Raw genomic sequence first — 19,767 nt, 5'->3', positions numbered from 1 at the left:
CCATGAGCAGCACCACCACACGGACCGACGGACGAGTCCCTCCGGCAGCACGCAAAAACGTTCACAAAAAGGCATCCACTACCGCCCGCAGCGCACCCGCATCCGATCATCGCTCTTCCCTCCTCCGACAGATGCTGGTCATCCGCCGATTCGAAGAACGGTGCGTCGAGCTTTACAGCAGCTCGAAGATCCGCGGATTCGTCCACCTCTATATCGGTGAGGAGGCTGTCGCCGTTGGAGTCAACGAGGCTCTGCGCCAGGAGGACGCCGTGGTGTCCACCTACCGCGAGCACGGACACGCTCTGGCCCGCGGTGTGCCCGCCGACGCGGTGATGGCAGAGATGTACGGCAAGGTCACCGGTTGCAGCCGCGGACACGGCGGTTCCATGCACCTGTTCGACGCAGAGCGCCGCTTCTACGGGGGCAACGCGATCGTGGCCGGCGGACTGCCGCTGGCGGCCGGGCTCGCACTCGCCGACCGGATGCGCGGCAGCACACGTGTCACCTGCTGCTTCTTCGGCGACGGAGCCTTCGCGGAAGGTGAGTTCCACGAGACAGCCAACCTCGCGGCACTGTGGCGACTGCCCCTGCTGCTGGTCTGCGAGAACAACCTGTACGCGATGGGTACCAGCCTGGCCCGTGAACACGCGCACACCAACCTCGCGATGCGTGCTTCGTCCTACGGCATGCCCGCCTGGAGCGTCGACGGGATGGATGTACTCGCCGTCGAAGCCGCCGCCCACCAGGCCACGGAGTCTATCCGGGCGGGCAACGGACCACACTTCCTCGAAGCGCAGACCTACCGGTTCCGCGCCCATTCCATGTATGACCCGGACCGATACCGTGCCAAATCAGAAATCGAGCAGTGGAAAGGACGCGACCCGGTCCAAGCTCTGGCTGGCCGGATGCGTTCCGAAGGGCAGCTCGGTGACCGGGAGATGGAACAGCTGGAACAGGACGTGCTCGACGTGATCGACCGGGCCGTCCAGTCGGCGGAGGAGGCATCGGAGGAACCCGTTGCGGACCTGCTCCGCTTCGTGACGAGTGACCCCGGGGGCTCCCCGTGAACACGCGGAGGTCATCCACCAAAGCTCCCTCAACGACCACCTACCGGGAAGCCCTGCGCGACGCCCTGCGCGACGCCCTGCGCGACGAGCGGGTCTTCCTCATGGGTGAGGACGTCGGCAGATACGGCGGTTGCTTCGGCGTCAGCCTGGGCCTTCTGGAAGAGTTCGGACCCGACCGGATCCGGGACACTCCCCTTTCGGAGTCCGCGTTCGTCGGCGCCGGCATCGGTGCCGCGCTCGGCGGGATGCGGCCGGTGGTCGAGATCATGACCGTCAACTTCAGCCTCCTCGCGCTGGATCAGATCCTCAACAACGCGGCCACCCTGCTGCACATGTCCGGCGGACAGCTGAACGTGCCCGTGGTGATCCGCATGACCACCGGAGCGGGACGCCAGCTCGGCGCCCAGCACTCCCACAGCCTGGAAGGCTGGTACGCCCACATCCCCGGCATTCGTGTACTCGCCCCGGCGACCCTGGACGACGCGCGGCACATGCTGGCGGCCGCGCTCACCGACCCGGACCCGGTGCTGATCTTCGAGCACGGCAGCCTCTACAACGCAGCGGGCGTCCTGGACCCCGCCATCGACACCGTCGACCTCGACAGCGCGGCAGTACGCAGGCCCGGCACGGACGTCTCCGTCATCACGTACGGCGGCTCACTGCCGAAAGCCCTGGCCGCCGCGGACGTCCTTTCGGAGAGCGGCATCAGCGCGGAAGTCCTCGACCTGCGTACCCTGCGCCCGCTGGACGATGCCACCATCATGGAATCCGTGGGCCGCACCCACCGGGCCGTGGTCGTCGACGAAGCATGGCGCAGCGGCAGTCTCGCCGCGGAGATTTCGGCCCGCATCACCGAGCAGGCTTTCTACGAGCTCGACGCTCCGGTGCAGCGCGTGTGCAGCGCAGAAGTACCCATGCCCTACGCCCGGCAGCTCGAAGAAGCGGCGCTGCCCCGACCTGCGTCCATCGTGGACGCGGTCCGCCAGGCGGTGAGCTGAGATGCCGGAGTTCACCATGCCTTCCCTGGGCGCGGACATGGACGAGGGCACTCTCGTCGAATGGCTGGTCAGCCCGGGCGACACCGTGGCGAAGGGGGATGTCGTTGCGGTCGTCGAAACGACCAAATCGACCATCGAGGTGGAATGCTTCGACTCGGGTACCGTCAGCGCTCTCCTGGTCGGCCCAGGCACCACCGTGCCGGTCGGCACCCCCATGGCAGTCATCGGGCGCGCGGCCGAGCCGTCAGCCCACGTGCCGCCGTCCGTCGCGCAACAGCCGGCCGGGCCGACTCCCGGCCCCCACCCCGCCTCCGTTCGCTCGGCCGCTCCGGCCGACGAAGCCGTGACAGCATCCCGACCGCCGCGCCGGGTACAGGCATCGCCGCTGGCCCGACGTCTGGCGCAGTCGCTGGACGTGGAACTGGGGAGGGTCCGGGGGACTGGGCGAAACGGCACGGTCAGAGCCGACGACGTCCGTGCTGCGGCAAAGGGTCACGTGCCCTGTACCCACGTCACCAGTCCACCGACGGCAGGAGCACCGCCCACGCCTCGGAACCGCCCGTCGGTCAGGTCCGGGCCCGGCCCCCGCGGCGCGAAAGAACCGACCGCACGCTCGGCGATCTCCGCGCTCATGACACGCGCCAACCGCGACATCCCCCACTACTACTTGTCCACGACGATCGAGATCGACCTCGCGACCGCCACATCGTGGATGCTCAGCCGGAATGCGAACAGACCCGTGCGGGAACGGCTCGTGCCTGCGGCCCTGCTGCTGAAGTCCGTCGCTCTGGCCGCACGGCAGGTACCCGAGCTGAACGGCTACTGGCAGGAAGATGCGTTCGTCTCGGCTAATGATGTGCGGCTCGGCGTCGCCGTGTCCCTGCGTGGCGGTGGCCTGGCGGCACCGGCGCTGGCGAACGCCGACACCATGCCCCTGCCTGAGCTGATGGTGGCTTTCAGGGATCTGGTCTCACGAGCTCGCGGAGGGCGCCTGCGTGCCTCCGAGACCGCTGACCCCACGCTCACGGTGACGAACCCGGCGACCAGGGCGTGGAAACAGTCTTCGGGGTGATCTACCCACCGCAGGTCGCGCTCGTGGGACTGGGGTGTGTCGTCGAGCGTCCTGTGGCCGTGGACGGGATGCTCACTGTGCACCCGACCGTCACCGCCACGCTCTCTGCCGATCACCGCGCGAGTGACGGCGCAACCGGCGCGCGCTTCCTGACGGCACTCGACCGACTGCTCCAACGACCGGAGGAACTGTGAACCACGACGTGGCGCTCGAACTGATCAAGCAGGTCCTGACAGACGTGGTGCCCGGCGCCGACCCAGCCCTTCTCTCACCCAACGAGAACTTCCGAATCAGTCTGGAGATGGATTCGTTGGACTTCCTCAACTTCATCGAGGCGCTGAGCGGACAAACGGACCTCCCCCTTCCCGAGACGGACTATCCCTCGCTGAACACGCTGAATGGCTGCGCGGACTACATCGCCTCACACACACCGACCGCCTAGACCAGCCGGATCTCTAGTTTTGTCCTGGTCAACGGCCCACACAGCGTGGAGGCGGCGGCTACCCAGCCCCCGCCCTCGGGGAGCCTTGCTCGAGTCGGAGGACGCATCACTTCCCCGCCGGGACCGCGAAACGGGCGAAACAATGCACCGGGCGGCGGGTCACAGCGTGCGTGGCTGCGATCCTGCTGGTAACCCTCGGTAGGTGAACGCCATATCGCGAAAGGGGTGACCGGGATGGCAGACAGACCGATGCACCCAGGACACGTACTGGCCGCACCCCTGGATCTGGGTGGCACCGGGTACTACATCCACTGGGGCGTGCTGCAGATCTCGGGGGCAAACCTCGCGGTCATCGCCCTGATGCTGATCGTTTTCGCGCTGGCGCTGCTGCTTCCCTTCCCCCGCAGCCGGCGGCAGCGATGAGCGGCACCGCAGGGGACCGGACTCTCGGCCCGGATGACGACTCGGCAGGAGGATGGACCGGCGCTGTGCGACGGCGCGTCCTGCACGCGTTGCCTCCGGACAGGCTGCTGCCCACCATGCAGCCGGTATACGTGGCCTCCTGGATCTACGTATTCGGTGTCCTCACCCTGTCCAGCTTGGTGGTCGTTATCACGACCGGATGCATCCTGGCGCTTTTCGGCCCTGCATGGTGGCACGTGTCGGACGTCGGCAGATACATCAACAGTCTGCACCTGTGGAGTGTCGAACTGTTCATGTTCGCCATGGTCATCCACCTGTGGGGAAAGTTCTTCATGGCCGCTTGGCGCGGACGGCGGGCACTGACCTGGATCACCGGAGCCGTAGTTTTCATTACCTCGATCGGCGCCGCCTTCACTGGCTACCTGGTGCAGCAGAACTTCGACTCCCAGTGGATCGCGGACCAGGCCAAAGACGGCCTGAACTCGGTGGGCATCGGCGCCTGGTTCAACGTGCTGGACTTCGGCCAGATGTTCATGTGGCACGTCGTGCTGCTGCCCTTGGCGGTGGCCGTCCTCGCGGTGTGGCACATGCTGCTGGTGCGGCTGCGCGGTGTGGTACCGCCCATCGAGGTCAACACAGCCGAGCTCACCCCAGGCGCATCGCGGGAGTCCGTATGAGGGCACGAAAAGCCCATTGCAGGCCGGTGCCCTACCCCGGCTCCTTCCCCCAGCGGCGGTACGACCTGGTCAAGGAGTTCGTTCTTGCGCTGGTGGCGACAACACTGCTGGCCGTAGGCCTCGCGGCAGCCTTCTCCTCACCCGACGATCGACCGATCACCCTGGCCCGCTGGGCGAGAGCCGCCCCCAACGACTTCACCGCCACCGCCGTCGCCCAGCTGGGCGGCACCAGCGGCACCGCGCAGTACGGCCCCCCGTACACCGCCACTCCGGGTGCCGGGCAGAGGATCGGGCCCGTAAACCTCCAGCGCGCCGCCGGGGTGACCATCCCGATCGACACCGCACGCGACTTCGTGCTCCGCCCGCTCACAGCCGCGCCGGAGCCTGCTGCCGTCTCCGCAGGGCTGGCAGCTTGGCACACCGCCCCCGCCAGTCGTCAACAGCAGTGGACCTCCGGCTACGCCGACGCGCTCGGCAAGGCTCCTGGAGGCACCCCGGCCCGGGTCACGCCCGGCGACTACGGGCCCGTCCCGGTCCTGACCGCCCGATTGCTGGAGCTCGCAAAGGCGGGGGCCCTCGACGGCGAGCTGCTGGCTGCCGGGCACTTCTACCAGACGGACTACACCAAACCGCTGCTCTTCCTGGGCGATGGCTCATACCTCGAAGACCAGGCCCGCGCCCGGCACCTGGCAGGAGATCAGTGGGGAATGATGAACGAGACCGGCAACTACCCTGGTCAGCCCTGGTTGTGGCTGTACACGCTCTGGTACCAGATCGAACCGTTCAGCAGTTCGGGCAACGCCGACGCCCTGATCTGGGGCCTGATGGCTCTGCTCACCCTCGCGTTCATCCTGGTGCCGTTCATTCCGGGCGTCCGCTCGATCCCGCGATGGACTGGCATCTACCGCCTCGTCTGGCGCGACTACTACCACTCACAGCGGACAGCGCGGCGGCGCTGATGGTACGCCACCCGGCCCTCTCTGCTTCCGGCCGCATTGACCAGGGCGAAGGCGAGGGGACTCCGGTGTGAGAAACCGGTCGGCCAGGCGGGTGACCTTGTCCGAGTGGTCACCGGCCGCTTGCTGGCGGACACAATGCCGCCGCTGTCCGAATGCCCGACCGCATCCGGACCAAGTACCGGGGGCAGCCCCTGGCTGTCGCCCGTTTCCGCCGCCGCGACGAACGCTCGGTCGGTTCGACGCCGCCGTTTGCCTGTCGGCCCTAACACCGCAGCGGGACCGGGAGGCGGACTGGTGTGTGGCGTCCGCATCAATCGGGGCTGTTCGGCCGCGCAAGGGGCCACATGGCCCCTCCTGCGCCCCTGCCGCACAGGGCCAGGCTGAGAACACAGATCGCAGACGTGCAGCGCACAGGAGGTTCCCGCCATGCCACGTCTTGTGACAGTCGGCGTCGACGGCTCCCCCGAGAGCCGTGCGGCCGCCATATGGGCCGCCCGGGAGGCCTCCTCGCGGGAGGTGCCGCTGAGGCTCGTCCACGTCATCGACTGGCCCATCAGCCCAGCTGTTCCGCGGCTGGATCGCGAGACGGCCGACCGATGGGCCGATGAGGCACTCGCCGAGCCGTTGGAGGACGTACGCCGTCGGCACCCGCATCTGGAGATCACCACCCGGCGGCTCTCGGGCAGGCCGGCCGGTGTCCTGGCCGTCGAATCGGCCGATGCCGACCTGCTCGTCCTCGGTGCACGCGGCCTGGGCGGCTTGAGAGGATACCTCGTCGGCGCGGTGGGCACAGCGACGCTCATAGCCACTGAAACGCCCGTAGCCCTCATACGGGCGGCGGATATACCGGAGGGCAGCGGACCCGCCCGGTACGGCGAGATTGCCGTGGGTGTCGACAGCCACGAAGCTCCCGACAGGGTTCTCGCCTTCGCCTTCGAAGAGGCCGCCCGTCACAGTTGTGCCCTGCGGGCACTCCATGGCTGGCGGCTTCCTCCTGCCTACAGGTCCTTCCCATTCCTCGACTCCGACGGCGAACGGGAAGCCGCCCGGAAAGCCGCGATGATGCTCGCCGACCTGCTGCTGCCCTGGAGTCACAGATTCCCCGCGGTCAGCGTCAGCCAGATGACGTTCATGAGACCCAGCCAACTCGTCCAAGCGGCTGCGGGCGCGGATCTCCTGGTCATCGGCAGGCACCTGCGCCGCTCTCCCCTGGGCGCGCATCTCGGGCCGGTGGCGCATGCCGTTCTGCATCACGCAGCTACCCCCGTGGCCGTCGTCGCCCACGACTGACGACGACCCCGCACGAAAGGTGAATCGGACCATGATGCACCGCACCGTGGCCGAAGTCATGACCCGGGACGTGGCCACCGCCAGCCCGGAAGCGACGCTCAAGACGGTTGCCTGGAGCCTCGCCTACAACGATGTCTCGGCCCTGCCCGTCGTGGACAACCACCGCCATCCCATCGGAATCGTCTCCGAAGCCGACCTGCTCCGCAGGCAAGCCGGCCTCCCGGAGGCTGAAGGCCGTGATCAATTGCGGGGGACAGCACCCGTGGACCGCCACACCATGGACGCCCGCACCGCCGGAGATCTGATGTCCACCCCCGTGCTGACGGCCCGGCCCGAGTGGGGCATCGTCGAGACGGCCCGATTCCTGCAGGAGCGCGGCGTCAAACGCCTCCCCGTCATCGATGACACCGGCACACTCGTAGGCATAGTCAGCCGCTCCGATCTGCTGCGCCCGATGCTCCGCCGAGACGACGCCATACGCGATGAAATCGTCGACGAGGTACTGGGCCGTACTCTCCGCATGACACCCGGCGGCGTGACCGTAACCGTTCAGGAAGGAGTCGTCGTCCTGAGTGGCGGAGTCGAGGAACGTTCAACCATTCCCGTCATCGAACGCCTGTGTCTCTCCGTCGACGGCGTCGTCAGCGTCGACGAGTCCCTCGAATACGCCGTAGACGATCTGGCACCGGATCCCGATCCAGCGCACGGCAACTCCTGAGCGCTCACGCAATGGGGACGGAAAGAGCCAACCGCTTCTCGCGGTTCCTGATCGTGCGGTGCGCGGCCATCAGCCGCTTCTCCGCATCCTGGCAAATGGCTCCTCCCGCCGCTTCCATGAAAGCACCTGTTCATGCCGGGGCAACAGGGCCAAACAGTCCCCGGCGGACCCCGGGTGGTCCTATCGCCGGCAGCAGAGGATGCCGACGCTCGGACATACAGGGTCCCTTGTTCTTGGAGGAACCATGAAGCATCTGCGTACCGTCGACGACGTGATGACGCATGCCGTCATCTCGGCCAACCGCAGAACGCCGCTCAAGGACGTTGTGAAAACCATGCGTCAATGGCGGATCAGCGCGCTTCCCGTCGTGTCGGACGAGGGACGGGTCGTCGGCGTGATCTCCGAAGCCGACCTTCTGCTCAAGGCGCAGGGCGGAGATGAGTCCCGTGCCGTCTCCGCCGGTCAGCTGATGACCGTACCCGCCGTGACGGTGACCGGGAACGCGGGCATCGCGGGTGCCGCTCGGCTGATGGCCCGCGGCCACCTCAAGCGGCTGCCGGTCGTTGACGACGACGGAAGCCTGGTGGGCGTGGTCAGCCGGGGGGATCTGCTGAAGATCTACCTCCGCCCGGACGAGGACATCGCCCAGGAGCTGCGCGAGCTGATCATGACTCGGCTCATCCCGGCGGGCTCGGCCACCGTGTACGTTCATGTGTCGGACGGCATCGTCCACCTCGACGGCACCATCCCCGACCCGTCACTCAGTGACGTGCTGGTTCGGATCGCACGCACGGTGCCAGGAGTCGTGGATGTGACGGGCCAGTTCGACGCCGAAGTTCCGGCGTGAAGGAGAACGACGATGAGGCATCGCAGCGTCTGCGACCTCATGACACCCACAGCCATCAGCGTCCAGCGCGAAACCACGTTCAAGGAGATCGCCCGGCTCCTCGACGAGTTCGGCGTCACCGCCGTACCCGTCGTGGACGAGAACGGATGCGCCGTGGGCGTCGTTTCCGAGGCGGACCTGCTCCGCAGGCGCGGCTCCGGAAGCGGCACGAACGCCGCAGCCGACCTCATGAGCCACCCTGCGATCACCGCGGCTCCCGAATGGAGCGCCGTCCGCGCCGCTCGCGTCATGGAGAAATACAAGGTCAAGAGGCTCCCCGTCGTCGACAGCGGGGGCCAGCTGATCGGGGTCCTGAGCCGCAGCGACCTCCTGCAACTCTTCCTGCGCAGGGATCACGCAATCCAGGAGGAGATCCTCGAAGACGTCCTGGCCCTCACGCTCCGGCTCAGTCCCTCGTCGCTGACCGTCGAGGTCGCCGACGGACTCGTGACCCTCAGCGGCACCGTGAGCCGACACAGCCTCGTCCCCATCGTCCTGCGTCTGTGCCGGAGCGTCGACGGGGTCGTGGACGTGATCAATCGGCTCGACTACGAGCAGGACGACCTACCGGTCGACGAACGAACGGACACCCAGCGACAGAAAACGGCCTGACGCATCGACACATACGCGAGTTCCCGACCCGTGAGTTCGTCGCCGTCCCGAAAACGTCACCTCCAGGCATACAGAGAAGACGAATTCCTTGACCGCAAGCCGGGCCCATGCTCGAAGGAAGCATCATGAACCAACGCATTGTCGTCGGCATCGACGGATCCACAGAAAGTGCCGCGGCAGCTCATTGGGCAGCGCGGGAAGCGCTCCTTCGCAACGCTCCGCTGCACCTCGTCCATGCCGAAGAATGGTTCTCGCCCCTCAGCATTCCTGCCGCCAGGTCCGATGCGCGCCGCCAGTGGGCGCAGGCCCTCCTTCGCAAGGCTTCTGAGGAACTGCGGGAGGAACACCCCCAACTGGACATCAGCGCCGAATCGTTCGACGGCCGACCGGCCGACTCACTGACCAGTGCCACAGCGGGCGCGGGCATGCTGGTCCTCGGCTCCCGAGGGCTGGGCACGCTCACGGGTTTCGTCCTCGGCTCCGTCGGCATGGCAGTCCTCCACGCCGTGGAGGAACCCATTGTCGTGGTGCGAGCGACAGAGGACGCAGTGCCACACGCCCGGGGAGAGCACTCGGACCGTGACATGGTTGTGGGGATCGACATCGGCCGGCCGTGCGACGCCCTGCTCACCTTCGCGTTCGACGAGGCAGCCCGGCGCGGCTGCACGCTCCATGCGCTGCACAGCTGGATGCTGCCCCCGCTGGCGGGGTCCGGATCCGCGTACAGCCCGCAGGTCAATGCGCAGATCGCCCAGAACATGAGCACCGGCCTGGACGACATGCTGAAACCCTGGCGGGACATGTACCCAACGGTTGGTCTCGACGCGCAGGTGACGGTCGGACATGCCTCCGAGCAACTCCTGAAGGCAGGCTCCGAAGCAGGGCTCGTAGTCGTCGGCCGCCGCATCCGCCGCTCCTCGATCGGCACGCACGTCGGTCCCATCACTCATGCGATCCTCCACCACTCCACCGCGCCCGTCGCCGTCGTCGCTCACGAATAGGGTCCCGCGGCGCCGCGCCCCGAAGTCCGTCCCCTCCTGTCAGCCCATGGCGTGCGGCCGTACACCTTCGCTGATTCCCTCGCCGGAGTCGCCGTGGCCGGGAGCACGTCGGGCACTCAGGCCTCCGGAGGCGCTGTGGTGGAACTCGTCATCGGCCTGGTCTACGGCACCGTGCTCGGGCTGACGGCCGGATGGCTGCTGCGCTCCGCCTCGCGCAGAGGCTGGGCCACCGAGGATGTCGCGGGGGCGGGCGTGCTGGCATTGGCCCTGCTCGGCTACACCTCTTCCGTCGCGATCGGCGGCAACGGCTTCGTCGCCGCCTTCATGGCCGGTCTGGCTTTCGGATCGACGCACGGCGCCCCACACAGCGCGTGCTGTTGTTCATCGAGCAGTCCGCTTCGCTGCTTTCCGTACTGGTGTGGCTGCTCTTCGGTGCCGTACTGGTACCGGCCGCCGTCGATCACCTCACCTGGCAGGCAGTGCTCTACGCGGTGCTGAGCCTGACGGCGGTACGCATGGTGCCAGTGGCCCTGTCCTTCTGGCAATCGAGGAACTGGATCCGTCGTCCTCGCGGACGATCGTCCCGGTGGTCGCCTGCACCGTGCTGCTCAGTGTCCTCGCACACGGCATCACCTCCGCCCCGCTTGCCCGACGCTACGGCAGGGCATCAAGAGCCACTGGCACGCCCCCCGCAGGCCCAGCCATGAATGGTCTGCCCATCCGGGGCCTGTCGACAGGCCCCGGATGGTCACACGCCATGACGCTCTGGCGCGGCCGTCCACCGCCACGTATGCGTGCGTGCCAGTTGCGACGTCCTGGCGGGCTCTGCCGTGCCGCCTTCCTGAACGGGTCAAAGGCGCATCAGGACTATGCGTGACGGGGGCCGGCACCAGACCATAGCGGCGCTGTGGGTACCGGTGCGTGCGTCGGGCCAAGCACCACGGCACAGTAGCGGGTCGTCACGACTCGCCGCCTTCACTGGCCGCAATTCTCTTCACGGGGATGCTGCGTGTGGTTTCAGCCCTCTCGGGTTCCATCTCCACGCGCACGGTGAGGATGCCGTCCTCGTATTCTGCCTCGACTCCGTCGGACGGAATCTGGGCCGGGAGGCGAACGGTGCGATGGAAGGAGCCGTAGCGGAACTCCGAGTGGTCCTTCTCCTCCTTGCTCTCGGCGTGTTCGGCGCTGACGGTGAGGGTGTCGCCCTCAGCCGTGATGTGGATGTCCTTCTCCGGGTCCATTCCGGGAAGCTCTGCACGCAGCGTGTACTGCCCTTCCTGGCTGGTCACCTCGATCGGTATCGGGTGGACGTGAGGCATCGGCCTCCACATCGGGAAGCGGGGGAAGTCGGTTCCGAACCAGTCCATGAGGTCGGGGAAGAGACTGCGCCTGCGCTCCATCTCGGTTCCGGACATGGTGTCCTCCGTTTCCAGCGCCTTGTCGGCGCCCTCGTTGTTCGGTGTCTGTTTTCATTCGCGGTTACTGGACGACAGGCCCGCGTGGGGATGTCGGGTTTTGGATGCGGCAGTTCGGTCCTTCCCGCTCAGGTTCAGTTCGGCAGCAGCCACGTGCTGTTTCACCGTGGCGAAGCTGTCCGGGGCCACTGAGATCGAGTCGATGCCGGTCTTCACCAGGAACTCCGCGAAGCCTGGGTCATCGCTGGGGCGCTGGCCACAGAGGCCGACTGTGCGACCAACGGTCTGAGCGCGCGAAACGAGCAGTTGGATGCTGCGCGTGACCGCGGGGTTGGTTTCGTCGAAGACATGGGCGAGGGATTCGGAGTCGCGGTCGACGCCCAGGGTGAGCTGGGTCAGGTCGTTACTCCCGATGGAGAAGCCGTCGAAGCGCTCGGCGAAGTCCTGGGCCAGGATGATGTTGGAGGGGATCTCCGCCATGACGTACACCTTGAGGCCGTGCTCGCCCCTGCGCAGCCCCTGCTCCGCCATGACGTCCAGCACCCGGTCGGCCTCTTCGAGTGTCCGGCAGAAGGGAATCATGACGATGACGTTCGTCAGGCCCATCTCGTCGCGAACCCGGCGCAGCGCCCGGCATTCCAGAGCGAATCCCTCGCGGTAACCGTCGCTGTAGTAGCGGCTAGCGCCGCGCCAGCCGATCATCGGATTCGTCTCGACCGGTTCGAAGGACCGGCCACCGAGCAGACGCGCGTACTCGTTGGTCTTGAAGTCGCTGGTCCGTACGACGACCGGGGCGGGCCAGCGGGATGCGGCGATGCGTGCCACGCCGTGGGCCAGTCGGTCGACGAAGTACTGGCCGCGGTCGAGGTGGCCCTCGGTGAGCTGGTCGATGACGCGGCGGTCGTGCTGGTCCACTCGTTCGGGGTGTAGCAGCGCCATGGGGTGGACCTTGATCTGGTGGGCGACGATGAATTCCAGGCGCGCGAGCCCGATCCCGTCGGCGGGCAGGCGCCACCAGCGGAAGGCGGCGGACGGGTCGGCGAGATTGAGCATCACGCGGGTCCGGGTGGCAGGAAGTTCGGTGAGATCGGTCTCGCGCTCTTCGTAGGCCAGCTGCCCCGCGTAGACGTGGCCCCGGGTACCTTCGGCGCAGGATACGGTCGCGTCCTGGCCGTTGTGCAGTACTTCGGTGGCCCTGCCTGTGCCGACGACGGCGGGGACGCCGAGTTCTCGGCTGACGATGGCGGCATGTGAGGTCCGGCCGCCGTGGTCGGTGACGATCGCGGATGCCCGCCTCATGACCGGTTCCCAGTCCGGGTCGGTGATGCCGGTGACGAGCACCCCGCCGGTCGGGAAGCGGCCGAGATCCACCGGCGTGTCGAGGGAGATGACCGGGCCTGAGCCGATGGCCTCACCGACCGCGATGCCTTCGACGAGGCTCTGCGCCGGAGTGGTGGTCAGGCGGCAGCGGCGCAGCGTCGTCGTGCGGCGGCGGGACTGCACGGTTTCGGGGCGGGCCTGGACGATCGCCAGTTCTCCGGTCAGGCCGTCCTTGGCCCATTCCAGGTCCATGGGACACCCGTAGTGCTCTTCCACGGTCATAGCCCATTCGGCCAGCAGTCGGACTTCCGTGTCTGTAAGAACACGCCGCGAGCGCTCCTCCCTGGACGTATCGACGGTCCTGGTGAGCCCGTGCTCTCCATAGACCGCCTTCCTCCGCTTCGCTCCGATCCGGACATCGATCACAGGATCCAGTGCCGGGTCCTTCAGGCTCGGCTTGAAGACCGTGTGCTCGTCGGGGTCGACCTGGCCGCTCACGACGGTCTCGCCCAGGCCCCACGCCGCGCTGACCACGATGACCTCGGGGAAGCCGCTCTCGGGGTCGAGGGTGAAGATCACGCCGGCGCCCGCGAGGTCGGAGCGGACCATGATCTGGACGCCGACGGAGAGAGCGACCGAGAGGTGGTCGAAGCCCATCCGTTCCCGGTAGTCGATCGCGCGGTTGGTGAACAGGGAGGCATAACAGCGGTGGCAGGAGAGCAGCAGCTGGTCGGGCCCGCGCACGTTCAGGTAGGTCTCCTGCTGGCCGGCGAAACTCGCCTGTGGCAGGTCCTCGGCGGTGGCGCTGCTTCGCACGGCGACCTCGGGATCGTCACGGCCCTGGTCGCGCGCGAGCTGCTCGTACGCGGAGATGATTTCGGTCCGCAGCCCGGTCGGCAGTGGCTCGGCCATGATCATCGACCGGATCGCCGCCCCCACCTCGTCCAGCACGGCCCCTTCGTGCAGGCGCCCTGTCTGCGCTGTGATCCGTGCACGCAGCCCGTGGCTGTCGAGCAACTCCCCGTACGCGTCCGCCGTCGTCGCGAAGCCAGGAGGCACCCGCACTCCCGCAGCGGCCAGGTGCGCGGCCATCTCCCCCAGCGAGGCGTTCTTGCCACCGACACGGCCGACATCCTGCCGGCCGAACTCCGCGAAAGGTGCGACGCGTCGAGTCATTGCCATGATGTCCTCCGCCGTAGGTGCGGGTGATCGAGGGCTTCAGTAGCGCATCGGCCGACCGGATGGGATTCGCAGATCCAGCCGCGCGGGCTTGCGGGGCTGTCTCGGCCTGATCTGGGTCCGGATGCGCTGCATCGCTGTCACCTCTTCGGGAAGCGGAGCCCGGAAATCTTCGGGAGGCGGAGCCCGGAAGAGCGTCCGACTTCCACGATCGCCCCTGAAATGTCGCCGCCAAAGTGCCGAGTGGGCCATAGCCGGGAGGGACCGAACGGCCCATGGCCGGGGGTCGGATCTGGTGGCCGCCGGACCACGACGACTTCGCGAAGAGGCGTCGTCCCTAAACATCGAGGTACAGGTGTTCGAGGTCAACGAGCAAGACCTCGCCGCGAGCGTGCGCCGCATGCAGTTCGGGGCTGAATCCCGAAGCTCCATAGAGGGTCGGGCGGACGGAGCTGAGATCCTCACGGGAATCGAGCGCGTCCAGTATGTGCCTCAGGCGCTGCAGATGGTGGATGTCCATGCCGGTGTGCCAGCGTGCGAGCCCTACCGACAGAAGGGGGCCTCTCATGTGGCCGTCCCGTCGGCGGACCACGACCTCGGCGTCGAGCCCGGCAGTCGCCGACGGGTCGCTGAGGGACCCGTACGACGCAGTGCAATGTTCGGCGCCGAGGGCAGCCCAGTCGGCGAAGTGGGAGGCCCAGTCCCGGCAGACCTGAGCGAACCGTGGCCCGGCGACGAGAGTGTTGAAATCGGTTCGCGCGTCCGCCCACACCGTCTCGGCGTCACTCTGTTCGAGAGCCGCCCTGCGCGGACGTGTCACGGCGTGCTCGAAAGCGAGGAGCGGGTCCGCGATGTGGTGACGTGTGATCCCCGGCTGCAGTCCGTCCGTCTGCGATCGAAGCAGACCATGGTCACGGAGGACGGCCAGAGCACGTGAGGCATCGGTGAGCTGCTGCCCCAGGAAAGTGGCGATTTCGCCGTGGGTCGTGCAGCCTCTGGCCAGGGCGGCGAGTACGGAGTGACAAGTCCCGCGGTTCCAGGGACCGGTCTCCTCGTCGAGGAGGTGGCGAGCCTCGTGGAACAGTGGCGTGCGCGGATTCAGGACGGTGCGACAGACCCAGCCATCGAAGTCGTCCCGATCGACGGGAACGTCGTCGCCCACGTAGTCGTGCCGGTAGGCGGGTGTACCGCCGACGACCGTGTAGACGAGAAAGGCGAGCCTTGGGTCGTCGATGCCCCACAGTTGCGCTGCCTTGCGGAAGTCCAGGGGCTGGATGTCGAGCTTCAGAGCGGCAAGGGCGCGCAAGGGCGAGGAGGAGGCGAACAGTCGGGTCATTACCGGCGCGGTCTCACCACCGAGCAGCAGTCGCGCACGGTTTTCCAGCGGCGGTCTGTCGAGGTGCCGGAGGGCACCGTGGATGATGGACGGCAGAGCCGGGCTCGCGGCCACAAGGTCCGGGAACGAGTCGATGATGACGGGCAGGGGTCTGGTGTCACCCAGCGCCAGCAAGGCGTCGAGGCCCTCCTTCCAATCACGCCAGTGGCTGGGCCGTGCGACCTGCCGGTATCGCGCGTACTCCTCGCCGACCCTGCGCAGCGCCTCGGCTTCGGTGGCTTGCTGGCCACAGAAATAGAACCCTCCCGTGGCTCGTGCCACCGATTCCAGCAAGAGCGTCTTGCCCTGGCGAGGGCGCCCCATGACGACGCCCAGGCCCGTTCCCGGGTGCGGATCGCTCGAAAAGGACATCAGGGCTGCCCAATCGTCATCCCTGTCGAAGAGGCAATCGGGCTTGGCCGACCACCCGGGGTCCACGATCGAGGTCTGTTGCTGCCCGTGTATGGCATTCACACCATGCACCTCCGGAACCAGCTGAGGGCTATTTCATTCTCGGCCTCGTGGCCGTCGGGCGCGCGCTGTGGCTGCCCTCGTCGTCGCGGCGGGCCGCGCGAAAATCCATATGAAGTCAGAGCACGGGTAGACGGAACCAACGTTGTTCGCCCGCGGCCACGGTCACCAGCCGCTCACCGGGGAGGCATACGCGCAGAGGGGGTGTGAGGCGGGAGCGCGGAACACGGATCCCCAACCGGCCCGGTAGGAGACGGACACGGATGTCCCGGTGTCCGTGGTAACAGAACGTGAATGTGCAGCGTGGCATCTCGCGGAGCGGGGTGGGGTCGATGTGGAGTCCGTCCGGGCCTGCCTCCAGACCCGCGAGGTTCCGTTCGACGAGATCGAGGGTGCCGGCCATTGCACCGAGGTGGATGCCTTCCCCGGTGGTGCCGCCCTGAATGTCCGCCACATCGCCGAGCAGGGCTTCCTCGCAGTACCTCCAGGCGTCCGGGCCTCCCTCACGGGCGAGCACCCAGCCGTGCACCAGGCTGCTGAGACTTGAACCATGACTGGTACGAGCCAGGTAGTAACTGACCGTTCGTTGCCACACTTCGTCATCGAAGCGGTATCCGAGACGGTCGAAGAGGGCCCGCAGCTCGGCGGGGCGGAAGAGGTAGCCGAGCATGAGTGTGTCGGCCTGTTTGGATGCTTTATAGCGGTTGACCGTGTCACCCTCGGACTCCAGGATCCGGTCGAGGCGGCGGATGTCGCAGTAGCGGTTGCGATAGGCGTCCCAGTCCAGTTCGGCCAGCTCGCCATAGCCCTCGAACTGGCTGATGACGCCGTCGTGGAACGGTACGTATATGCGGCGGGAGAAGGCCTCCCAGCGGCTCAACGTCTCGTCGTCCAGGCCGATTCGCTCGGCCAGCTCCCGCCGACGGGCCGCATGCAGCCTGTCGAACACCTCAAGTGCACGTGCGAGCGACCAGGCGGCGGTCACGTTGGTGTACGCGTTGTCGTCGATCCCGGGAGCAGCGGCCTCGGGGTAGGCGTCGTGGTACTCGTCGGGGCCCACCACACCGCGGATGCGGTAGCGGTCACGATCGGCGTCGTACGTGGCGACGTCGCCCCAGTAGCGGGCGATGTCGAGCAACAGCTCCGCCCCTGGGCCTTGGACGAATCCAGTGTCGCCGGTGCTCTGCCCATACCGCCAGACATTCCAGGCGATGGCCGAGCCGACGTGGCGCTGCAAGTGCGAGTGGTCGGGCAGCCAACGGCCGGATCGGGGATTGAGGTGCAACGTCTGTGCCTCCTCCGCACCCGAACTACCGCTCTGCCAGGGGAACATCGCTCCTCGAAAGCCCGCCCGCCGGGCTGCGGAACGGGCCGTCGGCAGCCGACGGTGCCGGTACATGAGAAGGCCACGCGCCACCTCCGGAAAGTGCAGGGTGAGGTAGGGCAGCACGAACAGCTCGTCCCAGAAGACATGTCCTCGGTAGGCCTCGCCGTGCAAGCCCCTGGCGGGCACTCCGACGTCCAGCTCGGCCGTGTGCGGGGAAAGGGTCTGCAGAACGTGGAAGAGATGAAGCCTCAGGATGCGACCTGGTTCGCCGGGCACCTTCAGTTCGCCCTGGCTCCACAGACGTTCCCAAGCGGCACGGTGGGAAGCGAGCAGTGCGGTGAACGCCGGCGCATGTGACACGTGCTCGACGGCAAGTGAGAGTGCGTCGCCCGGAGGCCGGTCCAGCGAGGTGCGCAAGGCGGCGCACTTCACGACGGTCGCGGAATGCCCGCGGGAGAGCGGCATCCTGAGTCTCTGGGTCGTTTCCGCCTGCGTGCAGCTCGCCCTCACAGCGACGAGCGGCCGCGACGACATCCTGACGGCGATGGCGACCCGAATCCGTGACGAACGGGTCAGGCAGGACAGCCACGCCACGCCGTTGGATTCCACCCCGGCGCGGTGGCCGGTGAGGTGGCGACCGTTCAGGCCGCGGTAACGCTCGACACCGACGTTGGTGACGTTGCCGTCGATGATGGACTCGACCTCGATCGCCCCGCTCCAGCCGTACCCGTGGAAGGTGGTTCTCTGGGCGGCGAGATACGGATCACTCATGTGGACAAACCTGGTGTGGGTGACGCCGAGTCGACGGCCGTGACCGTCCTGGAAGAACAAGTGGCGAGTGAGAACGCCGCCTCGCAGGTCGAGCGAGACACTGCAGCGCCGCACGCTCGGATCATCGGGCGTAAGCCACTCACCTGCCGGTCCGTCGTCCGGCAAACAGCGGTAGCGCAGGCGCGACCAGTCGGGCAGGTTGACCATGTCCTCGTTGCAGACCAGTTCACCTGCGATGTCGGAGGAAAGCCGGTTGGAACACCCGGCAGCGTAAGTCCCCGGGTAGTGGGCGGTACCGGCGGCTGACTCAGGCGCGGCCCCCCGGGTGGCGAACCTGCCGTTGCCGAGTGTGCACAGAGCCTCGACAGTACGCTCCTTCTTCGGATCATAGCCGCTGAAGTCCCAAGTCCATTCCGTACTCATGACCACTCTCTGCAGTACTCCGGCGTTCCGTACGAGTGGGTCGGTCACCGACACTGCGGCGCTCTCCGGGCAGGCCGACATGTGAAGTACGGCGCGTCGCGGTACATGCCCACCCGCACCTGGTGAGACCTGGGGCCTTGGCGAGCGGCCGACAGCCCCAAACCGGTCGGCCCGACACGCACTTCGACGGCGGCGGGTCCGGACCCGGTCCCGCTCGTGGTCTTCACATCCCGGCTCAGGGCTGAGCCGGGGCAGTGATCTCGTTGTGCTGCGGTCCGCCCAGCGCCACCTTGAGGGCACCGGTGTCCCCGGCGCGGGAGAACACGTCGTAGGCCTCGTCCATCTGTTCCAGCTCGAAGCGGTGGGTGATCAACGGGGACGAAGCCAGCCGCCCGGCGGCCATCATGCGCAGCAGCATGGGTGTGGAGTACGTGTCGACCAGTCCCGTGGTGATGGTGATGTCCTTGATCCACAGGTCTTCGAGGTGCAGCGTCGCCGGCTTGCCATGGACGCCGATGTTCGCGACGCGACCCCCGGGACGGACCATGCGGGTGCACATGTCGAAGGCTTCGGGCAAGCCGACGGCTTCGACGACGACATCGGCGCCGAGGCCCTCAGTGAGGTCGTCGACGAGCTGTTCCGGTTCCTCCGCCGCGCTCGCTGTCGCGTCCGCGCCCAGAGAGCGTGCGGCGGCCAGCCGGGATTCGTCGAGGTCGACAGCGATGACACGTCCCGGGCTGTAGAGGCCCGCGCAGACGATGGCGGCCAGTCCGATCGGGCCGGCGCCGACCACGACGACCGTATCGCCGGGTCTCACATTTCCGTTCAGCACGCCGACCTCGTAGGAGGTCGGGAAGATGTCGGCGAGCAGTACGCCGTCATAGCTGTCGATGGAGGCCGACAAGGGGTGCACGGACAAGTCCGCGAAGGGCACCCGAACGTATTCGGCCTGAGTGCCGTGAATGGTGTGGCCGAGCACCCAGCCGCCACCGCCACGGCATTGGCCGTAGTGGCCCTCACGGCAGAAACGGCAACGGCCGCACGCGGATATGCACGAGATCAGAACACGGTCACCGGGACGGACCGTACGGACGTCGGACCCGGTCTCGACAACGGTGCCGACGGCTTCGTGCCCCAGCACCCGGCCAGGCGCCACCTCGGGCACATCGCCTTTGATGATGTGCAGGTCGGTACCGCAGATGGTGACGACGTCGACGCGGATGATGGCGTCGGCAGCGTCCTGGAGCACAGGGTCCGGAACGTCCTGCCACGCGGTTTGCCCCGGTCCCTGGAAAACGAGTGCCTTCACGACATCGCCCTCTTCCTGTGTCTACTCCAGTG

At 67.3% G+C, this 19,767-nt stretch carries 17 protein-coding genes and 1 pseudogene; 13 read left to right on the top strand and 5 right to left on the bottom strand.

All coding sequences use genetic code 11. The annotated features are described in order from the left end of the window. The first annotated feature begins 131 nt into the window (after nt 1-131). From pdhA to ABT115_RS11580, 13 genes and pseudogenes are all read left to right on the top strand, one after another. A complete protein-coding gene (gene pdhA / locus ABT115_RS11640; protein WP_351787061.1) occupies nt 132-1,067 on the top strand; it encodes a pyruvate dehydrogenase (acetyl-transferring) E1 component subunit alpha in 936 nt (311 codons plus the stop codon). After that, a complete protein-coding gene (locus ABT115_RS11635; protein WP_351787058.1) occupies nt 1,064-2,065 on the top strand; it encodes an alpha-ketoacid dehydrogenase subunit beta in 1,002 nt (333 codons plus the stop codon). Before pdhA ends, ABT115_RS11635 begins: the two co-directional genes overlap by 4 nt. Nucleotide 2,066: 1 nt before the next feature. After that, nucleotides 2,067-3,331: pseudogene (locus ABT115_RS11630) on the top strand (dihydrolipoamide acetyltransferase family protein). Then, on the top strand, nt 3,328-3,579 hold the full coding sequence (locus ABT115_RS11625; RefSeq protein WP_351787055.1) for an acyl carrier protein: 252 nt from the start codon (nt 3,328-3,330) through the stop codon (nt 3,577-3,579). Before ABT115_RS11630 ends, ABT115_RS11625 begins: the two are co-directional and overlap by 4 nt. Nucleotides 3,580-3,813: 234 nt before the next feature. Beyond that, on the top strand, nt 3,814-4,002 hold the full coding sequence (locus ABT115_RS11620; RefSeq protein WP_351787052.1) for a hypothetical protein: 189 nt from the start codon (nt 3,814-3,816) through the stop codon (nt 4,000-4,002). Between the two features lie 65 nt (nt 4,003-4,067). Continuing rightward, nucleotides 4,068-4,679 (top strand): cytochrome b N-terminal domain-containing protein, encoded by a 612-nt coding sequence (locus ABT115_RS11615; protein WP_351787049.1) that lies wholly within the window; start codon nt 4,068-4,070, stop codon nt 4,677-4,679. Continuing rightward, nucleotides 4,676-5,638, top strand: a complete 963-nt coding sequence (locus tag ABT115_RS11610; protein ID WP_351787046.1) for a serine/threonine-protein kinase — start codon at nt 4,676-4,678, stop codon at nt 5,636-5,638. The genes ABT115_RS11615 and ABT115_RS11610 overlap by 4 nt, the downstream gene beginning before the upstream one ends. 426 nt (nt 5,639-6,064) lie before the next feature. Then, the gene (locus tag ABT115_RS11605; protein WP_351787043.1) at nt 6,065-6,928 is read left to right on the top strand and encodes a universal stress protein; all 864 of its coding nucleotides are present in this window, start codon (nt 6,065-6,067) and stop codon (nt 6,926-6,928) included. A gap of 31 nt (nt 6,929-6,959) precedes the next feature. Then, nucleotides 6,960-7,646, top strand: a complete 687-nt coding sequence (locus tag ABT115_RS11600; RefSeq protein ID WP_351787040.1) for a CBS domain-containing protein — start codon at nt 6,960-6,962, stop codon at nt 7,644-7,646. A gap of 244 nt (nt 7,647-7,890) precedes the next feature. Then, entirely contained in the window at nt 7,891-8,493 is a 603-nt protein-coding gene (locus tag ABT115_RS11595; protein WP_351787037.1) for a CBS domain-containing protein, read from the top strand. A gap of 12 nt (nt 8,494-8,505) precedes the next feature. Further along, nucleotides 8,506-9,144 carry a CBS domain-containing protein gene (locus ABT115_RS11590; RefSeq protein ID WP_351787034.1) on the top strand — a complete coding sequence of 213 codons (639 nt, stop codon included), beginning with the start codon at nt 8,506-8,508 and terminating at the stop codon, nt 9,142-9,144. A 125-nt stretch (nt 9,145-9,269) separates the two neighbouring features. Continuing rightward, nucleotides 9,270-10,145, top strand: a complete 876-nt coding sequence (locus tag ABT115_RS11585) for a universal stress protein (RefSeq protein WP_351787031.1) — start codon at nt 9,270-9,272, stop codon at nt 10,143-10,145. 93 nt (nt 10,146-10,238) lie between these two features. Further along, a complete protein-coding gene (locus ABT115_RS11580; protein ID WP_351787028.1) occupies nt 10,239-10,643 on the top strand; it encodes a cation:proton antiporter domain-containing protein in 405 nt (134 codons plus the stop codon). 461 nt (nt 10,644-11,104) lie between these two features. On the opposite strand, the gene ABT115_RS11575 is transcribed toward ABT115_RS11580, so the two are convergent. The 5 genes from ABT115_RS11575 to ABT115_RS11555 form a co-directional block, all read right to left on the bottom strand. Further along, nucleotides 11,105-11,560, bottom strand: coding sequence for an Hsp20/alpha crystallin family protein (locus ABT115_RS11575; RefSeq protein ID WP_351787025.1), 456 nt, complete (start codon nt 11,558-11,560; stop codon nt 11,105-11,107). Nucleotides 11,561-11,614: 54 nt separating this feature from the next. Continuing rightward, nucleotides 11,615-14,062: a phosphoenolpyruvate synthase gene (gene ppsA / locus ABT115_RS11570; protein ID WP_351787022.1), complete on the bottom strand. Its 2,448-nt coding sequence runs from the start codon at nt 14,060-14,062 to the stop codon at nt 11,615-11,617. 334 nt (nt 14,063-14,396) lie between these two features. Continuing rightward, nucleotides 14,397-15,908 carry an AAA family ATPase gene (locus ABT115_RS11565; protein WP_351787019.1) on the bottom strand — a complete coding sequence of 504 codons (1,512 nt, stop codon included), beginning with the start codon at nt 15,906-15,908 and terminating at the stop codon, nt 14,397-14,399. A gap of 115 nt (nt 15,909-16,023) precedes the next feature. After that, nucleotides 16,024-18,426 (bottom strand): glycoside hydrolase family 65 protein, encoded by a 2,403-nt coding sequence (locus tag ABT115_RS11560; protein ID WP_351787016.1) that lies wholly within the window; start codon nt 18,424-18,426, stop codon nt 16,024-16,026. Between the two features lie 235 nt (nt 18,427-18,661). After that, a complete protein-coding gene (locus tag ABT115_RS11555; protein WP_351787013.1) occupies nt 18,662-19,735 on the bottom strand; it encodes a zinc-dependent alcohol dehydrogenase family protein in 1,074 nt (357 codons plus the stop codon). Nucleotides 19,736-19,767: the final 32 nt, after the last annotated feature.

It is taken from the genome of Streptomyces sp. NPDC001832, from assembly GCF_040297265.1.
Classification (GTDB): Bacteria; Actinomycetota; Actinomycetes; order Streptomycetales; family Streptomycetaceae; genus Streptomyces.
This window is presented reverse-complemented; position numbering and strand designations above follow the sequence as displayed.

Bases quoted from the DNA above. Each gene is read 5' to 3' on its own strand.
- pdhA (WP_351787061.1), top strand. From the start codon at position 132: ATGCTGGTCATCCGCCGATTCGAAGAACGGTGCGTCGAGCTTTACAGC.
- ABT115_RS11620 (WP_351787052.1), top strand. From the start codon at position 3,814: ATGGCAGACAGACCGATGCACCCAGGACACGTACTGGCCGCACCCCTG.
- ABT115_RS11610 (WP_351787046.1), top strand. From the start codon at position 4,676: ATGAGGGCACGAAAAGCCCATTGCAGGCCGGTGCCCTACCCCGGCTCC.
- ABT115_RS11605 (WP_351787043.1), top strand. From the start codon at position 6,065: ATGCCACGTCTTGTGACAGTCGGCGTCGACGGCTCCCCCGAGAGCCGT.
- ABT115_RS11600 (WP_351787040.1), top strand. From the start codon at position 6,960: ATGATGCACCGCACCGTGGCCGAAGTCATGACCCGGGACGTGGCCACC.
- ABT115_RS11595 (WP_351787037.1), top strand. From the start codon at position 7,891: ATGAAGCATCTGCGTACCGTCGACGACGTGATGACGCATGCCGTCATC.
- ABT115_RS11590 (WP_351787034.1), top strand. From the start codon at position 8,506: ATGAGGCATCGCAGCGTCTGCGACCTCATGACACCCACAGCCATCAGC.
- ABT115_RS11585 (WP_351787031.1), top strand. From the start codon at position 9,270: ATGAACCAACGCATTGTCGTCGGCATCGACGGATCCACAGAAAGTGCC.
- ABT115_RS11575 (WP_351787025.1), bottom strand. From the start codon at position 11,560: ATGTCCGGAACCGAGATGGAGCGCAGGCGCAGTCTCTTCCCCGACCTC.
- ppsA (WP_351787022.1), bottom strand. From the start codon at position 14,062: ATGGCAATGACTCGACGCGTCGCACCTTTCGCGGAGTTCGGCCGGCAG.
- ABT115_RS11560 (WP_351787016.1), bottom strand. From the start codon at position 18,426: ATGAGTACGGAATGGACTTGGGACTTCAGCGGCTATGATCCGAAGAAG.